Raw genomic sequence first — 24,168 nt, 5'->3', positions numbered from 1 at the left:
TAAAAAGCGCTTTGTATAGCGCTTTTTCCTTATTTTTGAACCAATACAACTAGCTCTATCCATTTTTTAGATAAAAAACTATCAACATGAGGCACAGAATAACGAGCAATGCCAGGGTATCTTTTACTCCCCACTGCAGAGTCCGATAGCGTGTTCGTCCCTCACCGCCTTTGTACCCTCTCGCTTCCATCGCAATTGCTAATGCATCTGCGCGTTTAAAACTTGAGGCAAACAAAGGAATGAGGATCGGAATAAAGGAACGGATCCTTTTTAATAGATTTCCTTCACCAAAATCAACACCACGCGCCCTTTGCGCATTCATAATTCGATTCGTATCATCTACTAAGGTTGGAACAAAGCGCAAACTCATAGATAGCATTAAGCCAATCTCATGAGCTGGAACCTTAATAATTTTTAGTGGGGTAAGGATCTTTTCAACAGCATCTGCTAAACTCAATGGTGTCGTCGTCACGGTTAAAATCGTCGAATAAAAAATAATTAAAATAAATCTACAAAATATGATGGTGGCTTGCATCAATCCTTGGTCGGTTAATTTAAAAAACCACCATTGATACAAAATAGTTCCTTGAGAGGTCGCAAATAATTGAAAAATAGTTGTAAAAGCAATGATAAAAATCATTGATTTTAAGCCTTTAATATAAAAACTAACCGAAATCCTCGTTAGATACATTAAAACAAAAATAAAAGCAAAGAGAAGAACATTTGTCTGGATATTATTTGCCCAAAACAGAAGAAATATGAATAAAAACATTGAGAGCAACTTCCCACGAGGATCTAGTTGGTGGATAATGGAGTTTCCAGGAATATACCTTCCTAAAATCATATTATTCATGAAGTAACAGCTCCTTTAGTTCCTCAATTTTGATTGGTAGTCTGTTCAGAGGAAGTCCTCTTCGTTTCAATTGAAGAGCAAAATTCGTAATTTGTGGGACTCCTAATTGAAGTTTTTGTAAATACTCAACCTGTTGAAACACTCCCCTTGGGGATCCGTTTAGGACAAGTTTTCCCGCTTCTAAAGCAAATACGGTATCAGCAAAATTTGCTACATCATCCATCGTATGAGTTACCAGAACTAGAGTCATCCCATTTTTATGTAATGTTTCAAACAGCGCCATCAATTCCTTTCTTCCAGCAGGATCTAGCCCTGCTGTTGGCTCGTCCAATACTAAAATCTCTGGTTCAATAGCTAAAATACCCGCGATCGCAACCCGTCTCATTTGTCCACCAGATAGTTCAAATGGACTTTTATCATAGATAGACTCTTCTAAACCAACGATCGCTAATTTTTCTTTGGCTATTTCCTCCGCTTTGTCCTTAGGTACCCCAAAATTTTGTGGTCCAAAGGCTACATCAGCTAGAACAGTTTCCGCAAATAGCTGACTTTCTGGAAATTGAAAAACCAAACCGACTTTTTTTCTCAGGTACTTCATTTCTTTTGGCTCAGAATGATTATCTAAAACAAAATCTTCAAATTGAATCGTTCCTTTAGTCGGACGCAGTAAACCATTTAGTAATTGCAACAAAGTAGACTTGCCACTACCAGTATGCCCGATGATGGCTGTATAAGATCCATCTTTTATTTCCAAACTAATATCAGAAAGCGCCTGCCCTTCAAAAGGACTTCCCTCTTGATAAGTATAATAGACATTCTTTAAAGAGATTCCCATAGTTGGTCTAATAACTCACTTTCTGTTAGATAATCCTGTTTTAGCGGAAAATGCGAGCTGAGAGATTCTTGAACCTGCTTACTAAAAGGCTTATCTAGTCCAATCTCATTAAGGTCATTTCTTGAAAACAATTCCCGCGGCGTCATAGAAGACTCTAGTTTTCCTTTTTGAAATACCAGTGTTCGATCACTTAAGGCAATTTCGGTTAAATCATGGGTAATGGAGATAATTGTTAATTGAAATTTTTTCTGAAGTTCTCTCATTACCGCCATTAGATCCTCTCTGCCTTCTGGATCTAACATACTAGTTGCTTCATCAAGGATAATAATAGTTGGTCTCAAGGCGATAATACCTGCTATGGCCACCCGTTGCTTTTGACCACCTGACAAACGAGATGGTTCGCGATCTTTAAACTCCAGCATACCAACTTGCTCAATAGCCTTCTCCACTCGTTGAAGCATTTCTTCCCGTGGAATTCCTTGATTTTCTAAACCAAAGGCAACATCATCTTCTACTGTCGCACCAACAAATTGGTTGTCAGGGTTCTGAAATACAATCCCAATTTTACTACGGATTTCCCATATGGTTTCACGAGTCAGTTGTTTTCCATCAACGTAAATCTCACCAGACTCAGCTTCCAAAAGGCCATCAATCAGGCGTACAACTGTAGATTTCCCACTACCATTATGTCCAACAATCGAAAGCCACTCTCCTTGTTTCACGTGAAACGAAACCGTGTCAATTTGATACTCTTCTACTGTTTTATCGTATCGAAAGGATACATTTTTTAGCTCAATCATCTGTTTCATTTATTTAAATGTATCTTTAAAGAGATAGCTACTTCCCTTAAAGTAGTCGTAACCAGAATAAATTGTGAAAATCAATGCAATATAAAGCAACACTTGCCCTGGAAGAGTCCAATGGCAGAGCAAAAAGATAATAGCAAACATTTGGCTAAAGGTTTTAATTTTTCCTGGCATGGCTGCAGCAAGAACTGTACCACCTGTCTCAACAAGTAGAAGACGCAAACCAGTAACAGCTAACTCACGACAAATGATAACGGCTGCAATCCAAGCAGGAACCATTTTTAATTCAATCATCATGATAAAAGCTGACATGACCAATAATTTATCTGCCATCGGATCGGCAAATTTACCAAAATTACTAACTACATTCCATTTTCGTGCAAGAAAGCCATCTAAATAATCTGTAATGCTAGCAATTGCAAAAATAACTGCCGCTACAATATGTCCTAAGTAAGAGTGACTTAAGCTTAAAATGGCAATAAAAATAGGAATCATCACAACCCGAATTAATGTCAATGCATTAGGAATATTTTCTTTTTTCATACTTCCTCCAAAAAATAAACTATCTTTACATCTATTTTACAGATGCTGTAAACTCATAAAAATATACGATATAAATCACAAAGCCAAGAATGGCAAAACTAACTAGTAGATAATACAGGATTGGTAACCAGCTCGCTTTCTGTCTTAATTTTCTTGAATGAAGCTCTTCGTCATCTACAAGTATTTCTTCATCAAATAACAATTCTTTTCCTTCACGAAAAGCTGTCAATAGGATGGACTCATCTAATCCCAAAGCCCATGCTAACTTTTTAAGATAGATCTGAGCGTAAAAGGGACTCGGTAATAGATCAAACTCATCGTTTTCCAACGCTTCTATATAAGGAATTCCAATGGCTGTTTTATTTGACACATCCTGTAAACTTAAGTGTAAATTTACTCTTGACAGTCTTAACACTTGACCAATCGTTCTCTTCTTCATGTTTTCCCTTCTTGATACATTGTTTACTACTTTTGAAAAATCATATAGTCAACCATCTCAGCCTGGTCGATGAACTGACGCCCTAATTTGATGATATCTTGTAAACTAATACCTTGTAAAATCTTTGGAAGATCATAAGAAGTGCTACCGTCTGAAAAATATTCAAACTGAGTGGCACTATACTCAAGCGAATTTAAACCTTGTAAGAAATCACCAAACATTTCGCTTTTAATCGTATCCAAATGTTCCTGATTGACATCTGGATCCTTCTCAAATTGTTTGATTGCTGACCTAAATTGATGAGATAGGGACACCGGTTCTTGAGTATCCATTGTCAAAATAACGAAATGAAATAATTCCTCAACCTCGACTTCAAGTGTCAATGAGTTGTCAATCTTCCCAGCTTCATATAAACTTTGAAACCGTTGCGAAGTCCAACCAAACATCATCGAAAACAGTAATTTCAACATCAATTTATAACGAAATTTTTCCTCTTCCTTAATGATATCATTTCCTCGAATTCCAATTGCCAACTTAGGAGTAGCAACTTCCATTCTACAAGATTGATTCAATCTTACTTCATTTTTTTCTACAGGAAAACGTTCTAACTCCACAGATGGATGAAGAGGAACTAGATCATATTCCTTTACTACTTGCAATACTTCATCAACATCAAAGTTTCCGATCACTAATAAGTGCATTTGAGAGGGATGATAGAATAGATCAAAGTTTTCACGGAGATTATCTATTGTAATGTCAGAAATAGACTCCCTAGTTCCAGCAATATCATCTGCTAACGGTGTTCCAGGATATAAATTTTCTAAAGCACCAAAAAATAATCGATAGTCTGGACTATCTTGGTACATTCCAATTTCTTGTTGAATGATTTTTCTTTCCTTAGATACAGATTTTTCTGTAAAGGAAACCTTTGAAACCATCTCCAATAACAATTGAATATTTTCAGGGACCTTTGAAGTTGTTGAGAAAAGATAACTTGTCTTTGTAAAGCTTGTAAAGGCATTACTTTCCGATCCTAAATGAACGAATTTTTTTAAATAATCTTGACCATTTTCATCTTCAAATACTTTGTGTTCTAGGAAATGAGCAATTCCTGCAGGATATTGCCTTTCATTACCATTCACTAGAATTCGTGTATCCACTGAGCCAAACTTAGTTGTGATTATTCCATAGGTTTCATAATAATCTTCTTTTGGAATTAAATGAATAGTCAACCCATTTGACAAGCGTGTAAAGTAAACTTGCTCACCAACTGATTCATAATATTTTTCTTTAATTTTCAATCTTTACACTACTTTCCTTCCATAAAATAAACAGACTGTAAATTAATTGTTTTTGCCACTTCAATAATTTCTTCTCTACTAACCTTATCGATGGACTCTAACCACTCTTCTAAAGAAAGGACTTTCTTTCCTAGGATCGTTTTCAAATATTCCCTTTCAATCAAGGTATTTTGCCGATCCTGTGCTAATAAGGTCGTATTCACCAACATTTCTTTTGTCAATTGAAGCTCTGACTCTGTAAACTTGCCTCGTTTTAAATCATTCAACTGTCTCATAATCAAGGTCATTACTTTGGTACGAGATTCCTTATCAATGCCTGCAAAAACTCTCATAAAGCCTGTAAAAATATCAAAATGGCTAGAGATGGTATAAGCAAGTCCTTCTTTCTCACGAATTATTTGAAAAAGTCTCGAATGCGAGAAAGCTCCCAGCATCCCATTTAATACAACTAGTGGGATATGGAGAGATTCTCCATACTGGGTAGAAAAATGGTAACCTAATTCTAGAATAGATTGTTGGTTTTGTTTTTGCTCTAACTTTTCTCTAACAACATTTGTAAAAGGTTGTTGATAGGTGACAGACAAATTGTTATCACGTGGCTTGAATTCAAACTGGTTCACTCGATCCACAATAGCGACCTCATTAAAATCGCCTATGAAAAAGAAGTCAATATTATCTAATTGGAGCATCTGGTGAAACTGTGAAAGAGAACTTTGAGCTGTCTCTTGTCTCACTAAATCAACTTTCCCCAATCTTGACATCCCGATTGTTTCGTCTTCAAAAAATAGTTGATTCAATTGCCCATGTGCATAATAATAAGGCTCTTCAATTTCTGACTCCAAATCGGAAATTGTATTTTTCTTTTCAACGTCAAATGTATCACTGTCAAAGTGATCTTCTACTACCAAAGGTGAAAAGAAGATAGTTTCTATAATGTCCAAAACTTCATCAGTAAGAACATTTTTCTTGCTCAAAAAGTCATCGCGCACAAAGGAAATATTCAAATCAACATAATGAACACGCCCCCTCTTAGAGACTGAGGTGGACAATTCTACCCCGTATAGACTCGCTAATTTTTCACGGAATAATTGTGAAGTTGGATATTTTTGATTTGCAGTTTCCATCATACAGGCTGCCAAAACACGCGCAGCCACGGTATTTTCATCTAATGGCGATGAAAAACGGACCTTAATTTTATTGGTTTTAAATTTTTTTGATTGAAGAAAGTGAAGATTCACGCCCTTTACTAATTCCATTTTCATCCTCGTTCTACTCAATAGTAACTTTCATTATAACACGAAATCACACTAAAATCCTAATTCAAACTGTGAAAAAGCTTCTCAAATCACTCAACATTCTCTACCCTAGATAAACTAAAAATATGGTATAATAACACGCAAAGAGGTGAACTATGAATTACAAATTATTTGATGACTTTATTACATTGCAAGCAATCTTAAAAGAACTCGGTATTATACAGAGTGGTGGTGCAATCAAAGCCTTTCTTCAAGAAAAAGAAGTCTTTGTTAATGGTGAATTAGAACAACGGAGAGGTCGTAAACTTCGTGTCAACGATCAAATTAACATTCCTGAACTGAGCATGACTATCACCATTCTTGAACCTTCTCAAGAGGAAATAGAAGAGCATCTTAAAGAGAAGGAAGAAAAGGAACGTGTTGCTAAACTTGTCAAGCAACTCAATCAACAACAAAAGAAACAACCGACAAAGACTAACAAAAAAGAAAAAGCAATTCGCTTTCCTGGTATCTCGTAATGTGGTTAAAACACTTATCCATTCAACATTTTCGTAATTATCAAGAACTTGAAGTCGAGTTTCATCCTGGATTAAATATTTTCCTAGGTCAAAATGCTCAAGGAAAGACCAATATTCTCGAATCAATTTATTTTCTAGCTTTAACCAGAAGTCATCGAACACGAAATGATAGAGATCTCATCTATTTTGAATCCACAGATTTCAAAGTTTCTGGTCAATTACAAAGAGAAACTGGTCCCCTTCCATTAGAAATTTCCTTGACACCAAAAGGTCGGATAACTAAGGTAAATCATTTGAAACAAGCCAAATTATCGAACTATATTGGCCATATGAATGTTGTCCTTTTCGCACCCGAAGATTTGCAACTGATCAAAGGATCACCTGCAGGGCGTCGAAAGTTTATTGACATTGAATTAGGTCAGATGAAACCTCTCTACTTATCTGACTTATCTCAATACAACCATGTACTGAAACAAAGAAATAGTTATCTAAAAAATTCGGAAAAAATTGATGCTACATTTTTGGAGGTCTTAGATTCACAACTAGCTAGTTTTGGAAGTCGCGTCATCCATCATCGGCTTGAGTTTATTAAAAAATTAGAAGCTAAAGCAAAAGAAAAACATACTCGACTTTCTGACAACAAAGAAAACCTATCAATTCAATATCAGTCAACTGCTTTTTCTGAAGAAGGAAATGATATAGAAGAGCAGTTTCTCTCTATGTTGGAAAAAAACCGTCAGAAGGATATTTTTAGGAAAACAACAAGTATTGGGCCTCACAGGGATGATTTGGCATTTTTTATCAATAATATGAATGCTACCTTTGGTAGTCAAGGCCAGCATCGAAGTGTTGTTCTCTCTCTAAAATTAGCAGAAATCGAATTGATGGAAGAAATCACAAGAGAAAAGCCTATTTTATTACTTGACGATGTCATGAGCGAACTTGACAATTATCGTCAACTTCAACTACTTGAAACTATCTCTAATAATATTCAAACATTTATTACAACGACCACTCTCGATCATTTAAAAGAACTGCCTGAAGAGTTGAAAATTTTCACTATTCAAGCTGGTCATATCAAAACAGCATCTTGACAATATTGTCAAGATGCTGTTGTTTTTGTTTACAAATGTGTAAATTTATTGTGCTGAGTAGTTAGGAGCCTCGTTTGTGATTTGCACATCATGAGGATGGCTTTCTTTCAATCCGGCACCACTCATTTCAACGAATTGTGCATGATCATGTAAATCTTGAATGGTTGCTGCACCAACATAACCCATACCTGAACGAATACCACCGATCATTTGGAAGACCATATCTGCTACAGAACCTTTATAAGCAACGCGTCCTTCAATTCCTTCAGGAACCAATTTATTGGCTTCATTGACAGATCCTTGGAAGTAACGGTCGCTAGAACCTTTCTTCATTGCTGCAATAGATCCCATACCACGGTATGTTTTAAATTTACGACCTTGGAAGATTTCTGTTTCACCTGGTGCTTCATCTGTACCTGCAAGCATTGAGCCAAGCATAACCGCATTTCCACCAGCTGCGAGTGCTTTGACAATATCTCCTGAATACTTGATACCACCATCAGCAATGATCGTTTTTCCATATTCACGAGCTACAGCGGCTGCGTCATAAATAGCAGTCACTTGAGGAACACCAACCCCTGCAACAACACGAGTTGTACAGATTGATCCTGGACCAATTCCGACCTTAACTACGTCTACCCCTTCATCAAATAATGCACGAGCACCTTCAGCGGTTGCAATATTTCCTGCAATCAAGGTACGATCTGGGAAGTGGGCACGAATTTCTGCAATCTTACGAAGAACACCCGCAGAATGTCCATGAGCAGTATCGATGACAATGGCGTCTGCACCAGCTTCAAAAAGAGCTTCTGCACGTTCAAAAGTATCTGAAGTAACCCCTACGGCACCAGCTACAAGCAAACGACCAAATTCATCCTTAGCCGCATTTGGGAACTCAATAACTTTTTCAATATCTTTGATTGTAATCAAGCCAGAAAGACGACCATTTTCATCTACCAATGGTAATTTTTCAATACGGTGCTCTTGTAGAATGCGTTCAGCTGTTTCCAAATCAGTTCCAACCGGTGCAGTCACCAAATTTTCACTCGTCATATGATTTGAAATGGGTTGATTGTAATCAGAAATAAAACGCAAATCCCGGTTTGTAAGGATACCAACTAATTTACGATTTTCAAGTGTTTCAACAACAGGAACACCACTGATTCGGTATCGTCCCATCAACTCATCTGCTTCTGCAATTGTATGAGACGGAGTCAAATAGAACGGATCAATGATAACCCCATTTTCAGAACGTTTTACTTTGCGTACTTCATCTGCCTGTTGCTCAATTGACATGTTTTTATGGATCACACCAAGTCCACCAGCACGTGCCATAGCAATTGCCATTTGACTTTCAGTCACCGTATCCATAGCAGCAGTAATGATTGGGATATTCAAGCGTAAATTACTTGCTAATTGTGTACTTAAATCTGCATCATTAGGCAATACGTGACTTTCTGCTGGAATCAAAAGCACGTCATCGAATGTAAACCCTTTTTTTAAAAACTTTGTGTCCCAATTAGACATTAGCTGGATCCTCTTTTCTTTTTATTTGAGCAAGGCTCGAATTTTTATTGTTAATATCATACCATTCTATGGCAATTTGTCAATCATTTATTGGTAAATTATCAATGAACAGTAAGAAAAGTTCGCTTTTAATGAAGTCGTTTTATTTTTTAAAATAGGTAATTCCCATCGCAGATTTTACTTCATCCAGTGTTTGAGCTGCTACATTTCGAGCGCGCTCACTTCCTTTTTCAAGAATAGAGTAGACCTCACCCATATCCTTTGCAAACTCAAGGCGTCTTTCACGAATCGGTCTTAATTCACGATCTAAAATTTCTAAAAGATATCGTTTGGTCTTTACATCACCAAGTCCACCACGTTGATAATGTTCTTTCATTTCTGCAATTTCAGCTGCATCTTCTGGACGGCCAAATACATCCAGGTAATGAAACACCATATTGCCTTCGATTTTTCCTGGATCCTCTACTTTAATATGATCAGGATCAGTATACATACTCATCACTTTTTTCTTTAAAGTATCTGCATCATCAGCTAGGTAAATACCATTATTCAACGATTTAGACATTTTAGCATTTCCGTCTAAACCAGGTAAGCGCCCTGCTGCTTCATTTTCAGGATAAATCCCTTCCGGTTCCACCAAAGTATCTGTGTTGTAAGCATGATTAAAGGAGCGCACAATCTCACGGGTTTGCTCAATCATTGGCTTTTGATCATTTCCTACTGGAACAAAATTCGCTTTAAATGCTGTGATATCGGCTGCTTGTGAAATAGGGTATACCAAAAATCCTGTTGGAATACTCTCACCAAAACCTTTTTGAGAAATCTCGGTTTTTACAGTTGGGTTTCTTTCAAGTCGCGCCAAAGATACAAGATTCATGTAATACATGGTCAATTCCGCTAATTCAGGAATCTGACTTTGAATGAAAATCGTAACTTTTTCAGGATCTAGTCCAGCTGCCAGATAATCCAAAGCAACATTACCAATAGATTCTACAATCGTTTTTGGATCTTTTGCATGGTCTGTCAAAGCTTGCTGGTCTGCTAGGAAAACAAACATATTATACTCGTCTTTATTTTGCAACAAGACGCGATTTTTTAAAGAACCAACATAGTGGCCAATATGGAGTTTTCCTGTCGGTCTATCTCCTGTCAGAATGATGGGTTTTGTCATACTCTTCTCCTTAATCGTTATCCCTATCATTATAGCACTTTCTAGTTGAAAATGTTAGTCTATCCTCTATGTTTGTAAGGAATTAACACTTTACTAAACTGTCAATTTAGTTTACATAGTTGTAAAAACAAATTGACAGTAAAAAAGTTGAATTTTCCCCTATTTTCTAGTAAAATGAAGACATTATAGAAAGAGGAGAAAATCATTGCTTACAGTATCAGACGTCTCACTACGTTTTAGTGATCGAAAATTGTTTGACGATGTCAATATCAACTTTACAGAAGGAAATACATACGGCCTCATCGGTGCCAACGGTGCTGGAAAGTCAACCTTTTTAAAAATTTTAGCTGGAGATATTGAACCAACAACTGGTCATATTTCTCTTGGCCCTGATGAACGTTTGTCTGTTTTGCGTCAAAATCACTTTGACTACGAAGACGAGCGGGTCATCGATGTTGTCATTATGGGAAATGAAAAGCTCTACAACATTATGAAAGAAAAAGATGCTATCTACATGAAAGAAGATTTCTCTGATGAAGATGGTGTCCGTGCAGCTGAACTTGAAGGTGAATTTGCTGAACTTGGTGGATGGGAAGCAGAGAGTGAAGCATCTCAATTACTTCAAAATCTAAATATTTCAGAAGACCTTCATTATCAAACTATGAGCGAGTTAGCCAATGGGGATAAAGTGAAAGTTCTCTTAGCTAAAGCCCTTTTTGGTAAACCAGATGTCCTTCTTTTGGACGAGCCGACCAATGGATTGGATATTCAATCCATTACCTGGTTAGAAGATTTTCTGATTGATTTTGAAAATACGGTTATCGTTGTATCCCACGACCGCCACTTTTTGAACAAAGTCTGCACCCATATGGCGGATCTCGACTTTGGAAAAATTAAACTTTACGTCGGAAACTATGATTTCTGGAAAGAATCTTCTGAACTTGCAGCAAAATTACAAGCAGATAGAAATGCAAAAGCTGAAGAAAAAATTAAACAATTACAAGAGTTTGTCGCACGTTTCTCAGCCAACGCTTCAAAATCAAAACAAGCAACTTCGCGTAAAAAAATGCTTGACAAGATTGAACTTGAAGAAATTGTTCCATCTAGTCGGAAGTACCCATTTATCAACTTTAAGGCAGAACGAGAAATTGGTAACGATCTCTTGACAGTTGAAAATCTTTCTGTCAAGATTGATGGAGAAACTATCCTTGACAATATCAGCTTTATCTTACGTCCTGGTGACAAAACCGCCCTTATCGGACAGAACGATATTCAAACAACCGCTTTGATCCGTGCATTGATGGATGATATTGAATATGAAGGAACTGTCAAGTGGGGAGTTACAACTAGTCGGTCTTATCTACCAAAAGACAACAGTCGGGATTTTGCAGGTGGTGAAAGTATTCTTGATTGGCTTCGTCAATTTGCAAGTAAAGAAGAAGATGACAATACTTTCCTTCGTGGTTTCTTAGGACGTATGCTCTTTTCGGGTGACGAAGTTAACAAGTCTGTCAACGTCTTGTCAGGGGGAGAAAAAGTTCGTGTCATGTTGTCTAAATTGATGCTCCTCAAGTCAAATGTTCTTGTACTGGATGATCCAACCAATCACTTGGATTTGGAGTCTATTTCAAGTTTGAATGATGGATTGAAGAATTTTAAAGAATCGATTATCTTTGCCAGCCATGACCACGAATTCATTCAAACACTCGCCAACCATATTATCGTTCTTTCAAAAAACGGCGTAATCGATCGTATTGATGAAACCTATGATGAGTTTCTTGAAAATGAAGAAGTTCAAGCAAAAGTGAAAGAACTTTGGAGTCAATCATAAAAATAAAGAGCCCTGAAATAATGATTTCAGGCTCTTTCAGTAGAAATATATGAATAAAACAAAGCTAAAAACATCCCTTTTTATAGTATCTTCTTTCCTGATTCCAGCTATCATGATGTTCTTTATTTACCTCTCGCAAGGAATCTACTGGAACAGTGATACATCCCCCTTATTAGGAGATGGTTATCATCAGTATGTCATTTTTGATACCACACTTCGAAATATTTTACACGGGACAGATAGCCTATTTTACAGTTTTCAAAGTGGACTAGGCATTAATTTCTATGCACTCAGTAGCTATTATCTAGGAAGTTTCTTTTCTCCTCTTGTCTTCTTCTTTAATGCACAATCCATGCCGAATGCTGTTTACCTCATCACTCTTCTTAAATTTGGAGCTATTGGGTTAAGCACTTATATTAGTTTACATGGAATGTTTTCTAAAATTCCTAGATCTCTGGTTCTTACCCTTTCAACCTCATTTGCTCTTATGAGCTTTGCTATTAGCCAAATTGAAATCAAAACTTGGCTAGATGTTTTTATCCTAGCACCATTAATTCTTTATGGATTCAAAAAACTAATTTACAATGAGGGAGATATTCTCTACTTTATCAGCTTAACCAGCTTGTTTATCCAAAATTATTATTTTGGGTTTATGATGTCTATTTTTCTCATTTTATGGTACTTGACACAACTGTCATGGGACATCAAAGAAATTGGAAAACGCTTCTTTCATTTTGTGATTGTATCTCTTTTATCAGTTATAACAAGCTTTGTGATGTTATATCCAACCTTCTTAGATTTACGCACTCATGGAGAAAGTTTTTCAAAGGTTGACAGTATCTTTACAGAAAAAAGTTGGTATCTTGACGTATTTGCAAAAAATTTCATTGGAAGTTTTGATACTACTAAATATGGATCAATTCCAATGATCTACGTGGGATTATTTCCACTTCTTTTAGCGATTACCTTTTTCTTTCTCAAGTCGATCAAGTTTCACGTGAAACTTTCTTACTTTATACTCTTGACCATTCTTATTTTGAGTTTTCGTTTTCAATTATTAGATCTCCTTTGGCAAGGTATGCACGCGCCAAATATGTTTCTTCATCGATACTCTTGGATCTTTTCTTTGACGATTATTCTGATGGCAGGAGAAGTACTAAATCGAATTGAGGAGATCACTTGGATTCGTTTTAGTCTTGCTAATTTCCTCCTTATTCTAGGATTTGGAGCAACTGTCCTTTACAGCAGTCACTATAAATTTTTAGATGCAGTCAATTTCATTGTTACTTTTGAGTTTTTAATTGCTTTCTATTTGGTCTGTTTAGGATTTATCCTAAAAAAGATACCGCCTAGACTTTTCTATCTTTCGATCCTGTTTTTCTCCATCTTTGAATTATCGGTGAATAGTTATTATCAAATAGAAGGAATTGCGAATGAATGGGTCTTTGCTTCTCGGTCATCCTACGAACGAGACTTAAAAGCCATCCAATCCTTAGTAAGAGAGAAGACAGACTCTAATTATCGGACTGAGATTCTACAGCCACAAACGGGCAATGATAGCATGAAGTATGGTTATAATGGAATTTCTCAATTTTCATCTGTACGAAATACGGATGCTAGCTCGACATTGGACAAACTTGGATTTAAATCTGAAGGAACCAACCTCAATCTTCGATACCAAAACAATTCTATTTTAATGGATAGTCTATTTGGTGTTCGCTATAATTTAAGCCAACAACCTGTTCAAAAATTTGGATTTAAAGAGATTGCAACCAAAAATGGAGTCTCACTTTCAGAAAACGAATATGCCTTACCAATCGCCTATCTGTCAGCAAAACCTTATAAAAATACTTCCTTTACGAATTTGACACTGGATAATCAGACACGATTCATCCATCAAATCACGGATGAAAAATATAAATTTTATAAGAAATTAAATATTCTCTCGCCTACTTCACAAAATACTACATCTTCGTTGCAAACTGCAAAAATTGAAGAAGATAGTCATCTATCCTACGCAAGTATTCAATATGAAGTAACGGTTCCTGCCCATAGCCAACTATATGTCAATGTTCCAAATTTACAATTTTCAAACGATGATCGGAAAGATATTGAAATCAGCTACAATGGACAGACCCAACGCTATACCATTGATAATGCCTTTCCATTCTTTTCGATTGACCATTTTGACACAGAGAAAACAGTTACTATTCGTATGAGTTTCCCAGAAAATTCGACAGTTTCCTTTGATGTACCAGAATTTTTTGCTCTGGATCTTGACCAATACACACAAGCTATCGCTAGTATTCGTCAGCAAGAAGTTGCTATTCACAAAAAGAAAAACAAATTGGTAGCAGCCTATAACGCAAATAGAGACACTACCCTTATTTTTACACTCCCTTATGATAAAGGCTGGTCAGCTAAACAAAATGGAAAGCCTATCCAAATTCATCGCATCCAGAAAGGATTAATGGGAGTTCGTGTTTCAAAAGGATCCGGAACAGTCACCTTAACATTTGTTCCCCAAGGTTTCATTGAAGGACTCATTGCCTTTTTCGTTGGAATCATTCTCTTCTTCCTCTACGAATGGAGACAAATAAAAAGACGAAAAAGTTAAGGAATCTAACCATCGGTTCACTTATAAATAAAAGGCTAGGATAGTCATTATCCTAGCCTTTTCAAAACAAAAAAAACACCCAAATGGGTGCTATACTAGCTCCGCCAGTAGGACTCGAACCTACGACATCATGATTAACAGTCATGCGCTACTACCAACTGAGCTATGGCGGAATGAGATATAGTCCGTACGGGATTCGAACCCGTGTTACCGCCGTGAAAAGGCGGTGTCTTAACCCCTTGACCAACGGACCATATATTCATTAACAGAACATATCCCATTATATCAAAATTTAACTAATTGTCAAGCACTAAATTCTAAATTTTGCTCTTCAATTAATTTTTTGGCACGTTTGATATTACTTCTTGAGATTGGACAAGAATACCCTTCTTTCAACAGCAGCTGTTTCTTTTTCTTATCCATTCCAATGATCATACTTCTATTCACGATAAAAGATTGATGGGGACTGAAATATCTCTCCTCCACATCTTTCTCCAAGACATCTGATAAACTTCCCGCAATTTCTTTTTGAAAATTTTTCCCAACTAAGTTTAATTTATAAGCCGAACCAACAGTTTCAATATAAAGAATATCCTTAAATGGAATTTTTATCTTTTTATCCTTAAAGTCATACTCAAAATAATCTGTCAAATCATCATTTCCAATTTGAATAGTCGTTAGGTACTCAATACACTCCTTAATTTTTAATCTAAATAAATCTTCATTCAAATTTTTATCAATAAAATCTAAGGCAGATACTTTATAACGATAGGTAATCGAAGCGAATTCTGATTTTGTAGTAATAAAAACAATAATGGCATAAGGATTTGCTTCTCGTATTTTTTGAGCAATTTCCAGACCACAATACTCATTGTCTTGGATATGAATATCTAGAAAATATAATTGGTGGATATCCGAATGCTGGATATAATTTTCAAATTCCGAAATTTTACCGGTAGAAATCACTTCAAGTTTAATTTCTAATTCCTTAGCAATTTCTGCAATATGTTTTTCTACCCGTATCTGTTGAGAGAGCTCATCTTCTAATAAAAAAATCTTCATTCTTGTTCGTATCCTCCAATCTTCAAAACTTGTAAAAAACGATTTCCTTGCAATTCCGTTTCTAAAAACATCGTTCCATAATTTGCTAAGATTTTTCTCACATTATTTAATCCTAGTCCTCTATTTTCTCCTTTTGTTGAATAACCTTCTTCATATATTTTTCTAATATCAAAAGTGATTTCATTTGTTGTATTATGAATCACTAAGTAAACAATTTTTGAAATAGAGAAAATAGCAATATGAACTTTCTTTTCTTCTGCTTCTTTTGAAGCTTCCAAAGCGTTTGTCACTAGAATCCCAACGATTCTCACGATATCTAATAAATCAACTGGTAGTTGCTCGATTGGTTCACTCGTTTCAAAGGTCATTTCTACCCCAGCATCTCTTGCATCCAACCAGCCTCGAATCAAAATACTTCGTAAAGCAGAATCTTTGATATTGACCAAGTTGAATCCTGATAATGCTTCTGTATTGATCTCTTTATAACCTTTTTCCAATACTTCTCTATGAATTCTCTGTATTTCTGGAATATTTTCTTCCTCAATGGCTAACGACATAGAAATAACTAAATTTCCCAAATCATGACGAAATCCCCTGACAATAGAATAGAGACTTTGAATTTCAGCCATATACCGACTCATTTGTTGCTCAGAAAATTCTTTATACTCCAGTTCTAAATTTTTACGATACTGATCTCGCTCGATTTTCATATGGAATAAGCTGACTACAAAAGAGAAAAAACAAATCGTTGCCAACATACTCCCAAAATTTTTATATTGCGCTTGTTCACTAATCCATAAAGCAAAATTAATCACTACAAATATAGCAAAATAGACACAGATGAGTCTCTTTAAATATTTTTCAAATTCTTTCTCATAAAAAGGAGTGAAATCAAATTCAAATAGGTCAATTAACTTCAAAATGATTCCTAAAGAAATCAAACGAATGCACATATTGTAGACAATCGAGTAAGCTGCTACAACAGCATCCCCCAATACTGAAGAGACAATTATCGTCAGAAAAGTTGCTGTTCCTTCAACCGCTAAATAAGTAAAAAAAGAATAAAAAATGGCGCACAAGCGATTCGTCCGATTGGCATAATGATAATAAGGATATAAATAAACCGGCCATAAGAGCATATTTAAATCAGAGAGTCGAATATTTGAAAATAAAGTCACATCTAAAAATACTAAGAGACTTTCAAAAAGAAGAACAAAGGTGCTCAGCAGAAAGATAAATGCAAATTGATGTTCCTGATAGATTTTTTCGTCCACTAATGCAAACGTCAGAACAATGATCCCTCCCAAGAGAAAAGACAAGATTAATGACTGAATCACACAAACTCTCCCACTTTGTTTTTTCTATTTTATTATACTCTAGTATTATTATAAAAAAATAAAATTTTATATACAAAAAATTATAATATAAAATAGCCTAAAATTAAAGGGAATAGGTAAAATTGTAATGTTTTTAATGTTTTTGTTACATGAATGAAAACTATTTTACACAATTTATATAATCTACACTTTGCACTATATAGGGATTGTTAGTTCTTTTTTAAAATATTCCTAATAAATCATTTCATCACTATTAATCTATAGCAAAGTATACAAAAATTAATAGATAATGAGAATTTATACATTTTAACATAAAAGAAAAGATGCAGCAAAAGCTGCATCTCTCATTTGATCCCAGCAGGATTCGAACCTGCGACCGTTCGCTTAGAAGGCGAATGCTCTATCCAGCTGAGCTATGAGACCGAACTTACTTCATTTTAGCAGAAAAAGGAAGGAGCGTCAAGGTTATTTATGGTAAGGACTCCCCTGTTGAATCATGAAAGCACGATAGATTTGTTCCACCAACACTAATTTCATCAACTGATGAGGAAGAGTTAATTGACCAAAGCTCATTAATAGATTTCCTCTTTTTTTCACTTCAGGAGACAGACCAAGACTGCCTCCAATAACAAAAGTAAGGTTTGAATAACCAGATGTCATAATCTGGTCAATCGTTTGACTAAATTTATCTGAAGGAAATTGTTTTCCTTCGATGGCTAATACAATCACATATTCCTTATCTGAAATCTTAGAGAGAATTCGTTGCCCCTCTTTTTCAAGGATTTGTTGATTTTCGAGTTGACTGGCACGATCTGGAGTTTTTTCATCAACTAACTCAACCTGTTCTACTTTTGCAAATCGACCAAGCCTTTTAATATACTCCGCGATCCCATCTTTTAAGTATTTTTCTTTTAATTTTCCAACGGTTATCAATTTAATTTTCATTCCCCTATTGTAGCATAATTCTTCAATTCCACAAATAATCCACAGCTATAGAAAGGAAATCTATTCTATAAAGTCCTTTTTAAAGCCATTTCTCAACTAAATTCTACAACTTATCCACAATTTGTGGATAACTTTAGTTATTTAAGATATAATTAAGAAAGTTTTTCTATACTTTAGACAATTTGATATCCTTAGGAGGAAAATATGAAATCTTCATCTAATTTACTGAAAAAACTTGGAAACATAACCCTCATTTTCGTTGTAGGTTTTCTAGGTGGGATTCTTGGAACCTTTTTAACCTCTAATTCTTCTACTTCAAATACTGAAAGTAAGCAAGTACACTCAACCACTGTTAAAACAGCTTATAAAAATACAACCTCAACTAGTGAGGCCGTAGACAAGGTGAAAAATGCTGTGGTTTCTGTGATTACTTATTCTGATTCTTCGAATCAAGGGTTATTTGAAAAAGAAGAAAACTCTGACTCACAAATTTCTAGTGAAGGTTCTGGGGTCATTTATAAAAAAGAAGGAAAATATGCCTACCTTGTTACCAACACCCATGTAATCAATGGTGCTAAAAAAGTAGACATTCTTTTAGCAGATGGGAATAAAGTACCTGGAGAAGTAGTTGGATCAGATGTCTATTCTGATATTGCAGTCGTTCGCATTAGTGCGGATAAAGCAAAGGCAGTAGCTGAATTCGGAGATTCAAACCAATTAACAGTCGGTGAGACTGCAATTGCAATTGGTAGCCCTCTTGGAACAGATTATGCTAATTCTGTTACTCAAGGGATCATTTCTAGCCAAGGTCGCAATGTGAATTTGAAAGCTGATAATGGACAAAATATCTCTACACGCGCTCTACAAACAGACGCAGCCATCAACCCAGGAAACTCTGGAGGTCCATTAATCAATATTCAAGGACAAGTCATTGGGATTACCTCAAGTAAAATTTCAAATAACGGACAAACTTCAGTAGAAGGAATGGGATTTGCAATTCCTGCAAATGATGTTGTCAATATTATCAAGCAACTAGAAGAAAAAGGAAAAGTAGTTCGACCAGCTCTTGGAATCCAAATGATGGATTTATCCAACCTTTCAACTTCTGATTTAAGCCAATTAAAACTTCCTGAAAAAATCTCTGGAGGAGTACTGGTTCGTTCAACACTTGAAAATATGCCTGCTTCAGATAAATTGCAACGTTATGATGTCATCACAAAGATCGATGATACAGATATCGAGTCAACAGCAGATTTACAATCCGCCCTCTATTCTCACCAAATCAATGATACGATCAAGGTCACATTCTATCGTGATGGAAAACAACAAACAACTTCTATCAAGTTGATAAAATCAACTGAGGATCTGAGCGATTAACTTTCACTTTCTTGACATACTTGTAAACACACCTTTACGAATTTGTAAAGGTGTGTTATTCTATTCATAAGATGGAAAAATTAGAAAAAATAGCGGTAAAGGACATTCGAACCAATCCTTTCCAACCAAGAAAAGTATTTGATCAAGAAAAATTAGAAGAACTGGCTCAGTCAATCAAAGAAAATGGCTTAATTCAACCCATTATTGTCAGAAAATCTCCAATAATTGGTTTTGAATTGCTTGCAGGTGAAAGACGTTTTAAAGCTTCAAAAATTGCTGGATTAGATCTTGTTCCTGCGATTATTAAAGAGTTAACGGATCAAGAAATGATGCGACAAGCCATTATTGAAAATCTTCAACGAGAAGATCTCAATCCAATTGAAGAAGCTATCTCCTACCAGAAGCTCGTTGATCATGGCTATAAGCACGACCAAATCGCTCAATTTATGGGGAAATCTAGACCCTATATCAGCAATATGCTTCGCTTGTTACATCTAGCTCCCTCTGTTCAAGAAGCAGTCATTCAAAATGATATTTCTTCGGCTCACGCGCGTGTTCTTGTTCCTCTTGATGAAGAAGAGCAGCGCTTTTGGTTGGAGCGAATCAAACAGGATCATTTAAATGTTCGAACATTAGAAAATAAGATCAGTTCAAAAAGAAAACAGAAAAATAAAAAAGCAAAAGAGAGCTTCCTACTAGAAGAGGAACAACGATTGAAAAAAATATTAGGAACAGATGTGACGATACACTCCTCTTCTCAAAATAAAGGAACTATCCAAATTTCTTTTTCCAGTCTTGATGAATACCAACGAATTATCAACAGCCTCAAATAAGGCTGTTATTTTTATTTTTTGTATTGACAAGCTTTTCCACCATAAAAATCTTTTGTAAATAGCAGAAAAATAAGGATATTCTCTAGTTATCCCCACTTTGTGGATAACTTTTAAAAACAATGTGAATTTAAATCCACAACTTGTGGAAAAGTTTAAAACTATAATTTAATTTCATGAAATTTAGCCTGTGGAAAACTATTTTTGTTTGTGGTAGAATAGGAGTACGTATGATTTGATACAATTCAAGAAAAGGAGGGAAGTCTGATAGTGTCACAAGAAGAGCAATTTTGGTCTCGTTTTTTAGAATTAGCCCAATTACAACTAAAAGATAGTGCCTATGATTTTTTTGTCGCCGATTCAAAATTAGTCAAAATCGATGGAGAGACGGCTACCATTTATCTTGATGGAAATTATAAAGAATTATTTTGGGAAACAAATCTAAAAAATGCTTTGATCACAGCCAGCTTTGAAGTCTACAATACAGATTTGAAGTTCCATTTCGTTTTTGAAGATACCGAAGAAATTCCTAGTAGTCATAGCAGTGAGAATAGGAGATTATCTTCAGCTAGCTTAACAACCGAACCGTTGCCTAAAATTGATACAGGTCTGAAATCAAAGTACACCTTTGATAATTTTGTGCAAGGGGATGGAAATATTTGGGCGAAAGCAGCAGCGCTTGCAGTTTCTGAAAATCTTGCAACAACATACAACCCTCTCTTTATCTATGGTGGACCAGGGCTTGGAAAGACTCACCTATTGAACGCAATTGGAAATCAAATCCTAGAAAATATTCCAAATGCACGGGTTAAGTATGTCCCAGCAGAAACATTTATTAATGAATTTTTAGAACACCTTCGATTAGGAGAAATGAAGACGTTCAAGAATACCTATCGAAGTCTTGATCTCTTACTGATCGATGATATCCAGTCACTTGGTGGGAAAAAAGTCACGACTCAAGAGGAATTCTTTAATACCTTTAATGCTCTCCATAGCGACAACAAACAGATTGTTCTAACAAGCGATCGAAGTCCGGATCATTTAGATAGTCTTGAAGAGCGGCTGGTCACTCGTTTCAAATGGGGACTAACGCAAAATATAACACCACCTGATTTTGAAACTCGGATTGCCATCTTACGGAATAAAATTGAAGATCTAGACTATATTTTTCCTAATGACACACTAGAATATCTAGCTGGTCAGTTTGATTCAAATGTCCGAGACTTAGAAGGTGCCTTAAATGATATTTCTTTAATGGCGAAGGTAAAAAAACTAAAAGAAATTACGATCGATGTTGCAGCTGAAGCTATTCGAGCTCGTAAAAACGATAATAGCAAGACGCTTGTCATCCCCATTGAAAAAATTCAGGAAGCAGTTGGAGCCTTTTATGGAGTCAGTGTAAAAGAAATCAAAGGTTCTCGAAGAGTTCAGAATATTGTCCTAGCACGACAAGTGGCCATGTATCTTTCAAGAGAGATGACGGACAACTCACTTCCTCGAATCGGAAAAGAATTCGGTGGAAAAGACCACACGACTGTCATTCATGCTTATGAAAAAATTAAAAGTATGGTCGACACAGATGATAATCTACGACTCGAAATTCAAAGTATCAAGAAAAAGCTAAATTAATCTGTGGATAACTTCCTCTAAACTTCTAGGGGTTATGCACAATTTTTAAACAAGTAACTTTTTAAGTCATAGATAGGATTCTGAGAGTTTTCCACAACTTCCACATAATCTACTATTACTATTAACTTACTAATCATAAAATAAATAAAAGGAATGACCATGATAAATTTCTCTATTAACAAAACTTTATTTTTACAAGCACTAAATACTACCAAAAGAGCAATCAGTTCAAAAAATGCTATCCCAATTCTTTCCACGATTAAAATTGATGTCACTCCAGAAGGAGTTGCCTTATCTGGATCGAATGGCCAAATTTCAATTGAAAACTTTATTTCTATCAAAGATGAAAATGCTGGTTTACTAGTGACCTCTCCAGGTTCTATTTTATTGGAAGCAACTTTCTTTATTAATGTGGTTTCAAGTTTACCAGATGTTACTTTAGATTTTAAAGAGATTGAACAAAAACAGGTTCTTTTAACAAGTGGAAAATCAGAAATTACACTTAAAGGAAAAGATGCAGATCAATATCCACGTATTCAAGAAATTGTTGCAAGTAATCCATTAGTTTTGGAAACAAAATTATTAAAACAATTAATTAATGAAACAGCATTTGCAGCAAGTGTACAAGAAAGTCGGCCAATTTTGACAGGTGTTCACTTTGTTCTATCGGATAATAAAGAGCTAAAAACAGTAGCAACAGACTCTCACCGTATGAGTCAAAAAGTGATTACACTGGAGAAAAATGGAGACAACTTTGATGTTGTCATCCCAAGTCGCTCTCTTCGTGAATTCACCTCTGTTTTTTCTGATGATATTGAAACAGTTGAGGTTTTCTTTGCTAACAATCAAATTCTCTTTAGAAGTGAACACATTAGTTTCTATACCCGTTTGCTAGAAGGAAATTATCCTGATACAGACCGTCTCATTCCAACAGAATTCAATACAGAGGCAACCTTCAATGTGGCCAACCTTCGATTTGCAATGGAGCGTGCTCGTCTTCTTTCAAATGCGACTCAAAACGGAACGGTTAAATTAGAGTTCAAAAATGGAGTGGTTTCTTCTCACGTTCATTCACCAGAAGTTGGGCGAGTAAATGAAGAGATCGATACGAGCGCCGTTTCAGGAGAGGATTTGTCTATTAGCTTTAATCCAACTTATTTGATTGAAGCGCTCAAAGCTATTGACAGTGAACAAGTTGTTATTCGTTTTATTTCTTCTGTTAGACCGTTTACATTGGTTCCAGAAGGAAATGAACAAGGGTTCATTCAATTGATTACGCCAGTTCGCACAAATTAACAAAGGTGAATCATGTATACGTTAGGTGATTTTGTAGAAATGAAAAAGCCTCACGCTTGTGTGATTAAAGAAACAGGCAAAAAGGCAAATCGTTGGGAAATTACGCGACTTGGTGCAGACATAAAAATCAAGTGTAGCAATTGTGACCATGTGGTCATGATGAGTCGCCATGATTTTGAACAGAAAATGAAGAAAGTACTATAAAAGGTTCAGTCACTTATGTGACCGAACCTTTTCGATTATTTTAATTCTTCAAATTTTCCATTTTTAACTTCTTTGAAACCACCCTGTTTCATCATATCAAAAGTTGATTTAAAGCTGATATAGTCGACTTTTTTATCTTTTTGTGTCATTACTAATTTCTTTTCAATTAGCTGATCTAAGTCTGCCTTTTCATAATTTAGTGTTGTTTTTTCAACCATATAGTCATCTTTATATTCAGCAGAATGTGTGAATCCTTTGACATCTTTGTATTCTTCATCATATTTATCGATCATTTCCTTTAATTGATCTTTCGTAACTCCCGCCTCTTTGTAATAAATAGTAGTGGTGGTTTGGTTACTGATCGCTTTATCACCTTTATGTTCTAGTGTAATACGAACATCTGTTTTCTTTTCTTGGTTGATTGCCTGAAGATAGGATTTTTGAACAGATTGTTGTCCACAAGCTCCAAGAAGAAAGAGAGTAAAGATAGCGATTAAAGAAAGAAAAATAGATTTCCATGTTTGTTTTTTCATCTGAAAAACTCCTTTGTTCATTGTTAAATATAGTATACCATTTTTATCTTTTTAGAACGTTACAGTTTGATGAAAAAATCTAGTTTCAAAGGTGATGAAATATTTCATTTTTCATCACTTGTCTTTTGAATTATGTTATAATAAAAGAGATTGAAATTTGAACG

General features: G+C 35.5%; 22 protein-coding genes and 3 tRNA genes. 9 read left to right on the top strand and 16 right to left on the bottom strand.

The annotated features are described in order from the left end of the window. Positions 1-55: 55 nt before the first annotated feature. The 7 genes from QM351_RS06375 to yfmF are packed head-to-tail and all read right to left on the bottom strand — an operon-like array spanning position 56 to position 6,033. A complete protein-coding gene (locus tag QM351_RS06375) occupies positions 56-853 on the bottom strand; it encodes an energy-coupling factor transporter transmembrane component T family protein (protein ID WP_118396220.1) in 798 nt (265 codons plus the stop codon). Then, complete coding sequence (locus tag QM351_RS06370; protein ID WP_414327034.1) at positions 846-1,688, bottom strand: energy-coupling factor transporter ATPase; 843 nt, start codon at positions 1,686-1,688, stop codon at positions 846-848. The genes QM351_RS06375 and QM351_RS06370 overlap by 8 nt, the downstream gene beginning before the upstream one ends. Beyond that, positions 1,673-2,497 carry an energy-coupling factor ABC transporter ATP-binding protein gene (locus QM351_RS06365; protein WP_003010767.1) on the bottom strand — a complete coding sequence of 275 codons (825 nt, stop codon included), beginning with the start codon at positions 2,495-2,497 and terminating at the stop codon, positions 1,673-1,675. The genes QM351_RS06370 and QM351_RS06365 overlap by 16 nt, the downstream gene beginning before the upstream one ends. Then, a complete protein-coding gene (gene pgsA, locus QM351_RS06360) occupies positions 2,498-3,037 on the bottom strand; it encodes a CDP-diacylglycerol--glycerol-3-phosphate 3-phosphatidyltransferase (RefSeq protein ID WP_003009208.1) in 540 nt (179 codons plus the stop codon). A 31-nt stretch (positions 3,038-3,068) separates the two neighbouring features. After that, complete coding sequence (locus tag QM351_RS06355) at positions 3,069-3,476, bottom strand: helix-turn-helix domain-containing protein (protein ID WP_003002050.1); 408 nt, start codon at positions 3,474-3,476, stop codon at positions 3,069-3,071. A 26-nt stretch (positions 3,477-3,502) separates the two neighbouring features. Next, on the bottom strand, positions 3,503-4,777 hold the full coding sequence (gene yfmH, locus QM351_RS06350; RefSeq protein ID WP_414327033.1) for an EF-P 5-aminopentanol modification-associated protein YfmH: 1,275 nt from the start codon (positions 4,775-4,777) through the stop codon (positions 3,503-3,505). Positions 4,778-4,785: 8 nt separating this feature from the next. Continuing rightward, positions 4,786-6,033 carry an EF-P 5-aminopentanol modification-associated protein YfmF gene (gene yfmF / locus QM351_RS06345; protein ID WP_414327111.1) on the bottom strand — a complete coding sequence of 416 codons (1,248 nt, stop codon included), beginning with the start codon at positions 6,031-6,033 and terminating at the stop codon, positions 4,786-4,788. A gap of 155 nt (positions 6,034-6,188) precedes the next feature. On the opposite strand from yfmF, the gene yaaA reads away from it, so the two are divergent. Together yaaA and recF are read left to right on the top strand one after the other, a co-directional pair. Then, positions 6,189-6,551 carry a S4 domain-containing protein YaaA gene (gene yaaA / locus QM351_RS06340; protein ID WP_134974248.1) on the top strand — a complete coding sequence of 121 codons (363 nt, stop codon included), beginning with the start codon at positions 6,189-6,191 and terminating at the stop codon, positions 6,549-6,551. After that, positions 6,551-7,645: a DNA replication/repair protein RecF gene (gene recF, locus QM351_RS06335; RefSeq protein ID WP_195529262.1), complete on the top strand. Its 1,095-nt coding sequence runs from the start codon at positions 6,551-6,553 to the stop codon at positions 7,643-7,645. Before yaaA ends, recF begins: the two co-directional genes overlap by 1 nt. 45 nt (positions 7,646-7,690) lie before the next feature. Here the strand turns inward: recF and guaB are convergent, their stop codons facing one another. Next, positions 7,691-9,172, bottom strand: coding sequence for an IMP dehydrogenase (guaB, locus tag QM351_RS06330; protein WP_414327032.1), 1,482 nt, complete (start codon positions 9,170-9,172; stop codon positions 7,691-7,693). A 142-nt stretch (positions 9,173-9,314) separates the two neighbouring features. Beyond that, positions 9,315-10,343 carry a tryptophan--tRNA ligase gene (trpS, locus tag QM351_RS06325; protein WP_003002236.1) on the bottom strand — a complete coding sequence of 343 codons (1,029 nt, stop codon included), beginning with the start codon at positions 10,341-10,343 and terminating at the stop codon, positions 9,315-9,317. Positions 10,344-10,548: 205 nt separating this feature from the next. Here trpS and QM351_RS06320 point away from each other — a divergent pair, with 205 nt between their 5' ends. Both QM351_RS06320 and QM351_RS06315 read left to right on the top strand, forming a co-directional pair. Next, positions 10,549-12,174, top strand: coding sequence for an ATP-binding cassette domain-containing protein (locus QM351_RS06320; RefSeq protein WP_049486042.1), 1,626 nt, complete (start codon positions 10,549-10,551; stop codon positions 12,172-12,174). Positions 12,175-12,223: 49 nt separating this feature from the next. Next, positions 12,224-14,791 carry a YfhO family protein gene (locus tag QM351_RS06315; protein ID WP_414327031.1) on the top strand — a complete coding sequence of 856 codons (2,568 nt, stop codon included), beginning with the start codon at positions 12,224-12,226 and terminating at the stop codon, positions 14,789-14,791. A gap of 99 nt (positions 14,792-14,890) precedes the next feature. Here the strand turns inward: QM351_RS06315 and QM351_RS06310 are convergent. The 6 genes from QM351_RS06310 to rlmH form a co-directional block, all read right to left on the bottom strand. Continuing rightward, positions 14,891-14,964, bottom strand: a tRNA-Asn gene (locus tag QM351_RS06310). 8 nt (positions 14,965-14,972) lie between these two features. After that, positions 14,973-15,044: transfer RNA gene (locus QM351_RS06305), tRNA-Glu, on the bottom strand. Between the two features lie 50 nt (positions 15,045-15,094). Beyond that, positions 15,095-15,853, bottom strand: coding sequence for a response regulator transcription factor (locus QM351_RS06300; protein ID WP_003009229.1), 759 nt, complete (start codon positions 15,851-15,853; stop codon positions 15,095-15,097). Continuing rightward, the gene (locus tag QM351_RS06295) at positions 15,850-17,190 is read right to left on the bottom strand and encodes a GHKL domain-containing protein (protein WP_021154164.1); all 1,341 of its coding nucleotides are present in this window, start codon (positions 17,188-17,190) and stop codon (positions 15,850-15,852) included. Before QM351_RS06295 ends, QM351_RS06300 begins: the two co-directional genes overlap by 4 nt. 349 nt (positions 17,191-17,539) lie before the next feature. Then, positions 17,540-17,613: transfer RNA gene (locus QM351_RS06290), tRNA-Arg, on the bottom strand. Positions 17,614-17,655: 42 nt separating this feature from the next. Continuing rightward, on the bottom strand, positions 17,656-18,135 hold the full coding sequence (gene rlmH, locus QM351_RS06285) for a 23S rRNA (pseudouridine(1915)-N(3))-methyltransferase RlmH (RefSeq protein ID WP_021154165.1): 480 nt from the start codon (positions 18,133-18,135) through the stop codon (positions 17,656-17,658). A gap of 204 nt (positions 18,136-18,339) precedes the next feature. Between rlmH and QM351_RS06280 the strand changes: the two genes are divergently transcribed. The 5 genes from QM351_RS06280 (at position 18,340) to QM351_RS06260 (ending at position 23,471) form a co-directional block, all read left to right on the top strand. Next, on the top strand, positions 18,340-19,512 hold the full coding sequence (locus QM351_RS06280; protein ID WP_414327030.1) for a S1C family serine protease: 1,173 nt from the start codon (positions 18,340-18,342) through the stop codon (positions 19,510-19,512). Between the two features lie 71 nt (positions 19,513-19,583). Next, positions 19,584-20,345: a ParB/RepB/Spo0J family partition protein gene (locus QM351_RS06275; RefSeq protein WP_414327029.1), complete on the top strand. Its 762-nt coding sequence runs from the start codon at positions 19,584-19,586 to the stop codon at positions 20,343-20,345. 267 nt (positions 20,346-20,612) lie between these two features. Then, positions 20,613-21,971: a chromosomal replication initiator protein DnaA gene (gene dnaA / locus QM351_RS06270; protein WP_049485692.1), complete on the top strand. Its 1,359-nt coding sequence runs from the start codon at positions 20,613-20,615 to the stop codon at positions 21,969-21,971. A 159-nt stretch (positions 21,972-22,130) separates the two neighbouring features. Beyond that, positions 22,131-23,267, top strand: a complete 1,137-nt coding sequence (dnaN, locus tag QM351_RS06265) for a DNA polymerase III subunit beta (RefSeq protein ID WP_414327028.1) — start codon at positions 22,131-22,133, stop codon at positions 23,265-23,267. Positions 23,268-23,279: 12 nt separating this feature from the next. Continuing rightward, on the top strand, positions 23,280-23,471 hold the full coding sequence (locus QM351_RS06260; RefSeq protein WP_003002008.1) for a DUF951 domain-containing protein: 192 nt from the start codon (positions 23,280-23,282) through the stop codon (positions 23,469-23,471). A gap of 35 nt (positions 23,472-23,506) precedes the next feature. On the opposite strand, the gene QM351_RS06255 is transcribed toward QM351_RS06260, so the two are convergent. Continuing rightward, a complete protein-coding gene (locus QM351_RS06255) occupies positions 23,507-24,004 on the bottom strand; it encodes a DUF1307 domain-containing protein (RefSeq protein WP_049495817.1) in 498 nt (165 codons plus the stop codon). Positions 24,005-24,168 lie beyond the last annotated feature (164 nt).

The sequence above is a fragment of the Streptococcus parasanguinis genome, from assembly GCF_047465465.1.
Lineage (GTDB): Bacteria > Bacillota > Bacilli > Lactobacillales > Streptococcaceae > Streptococcus > Streptococcus parasanguinis_AI.
The sequence above is the reverse complement of the archived record's forward strand: the minus strand, read 5'-3'. Positions and strand labels throughout refer to the sequence as shown.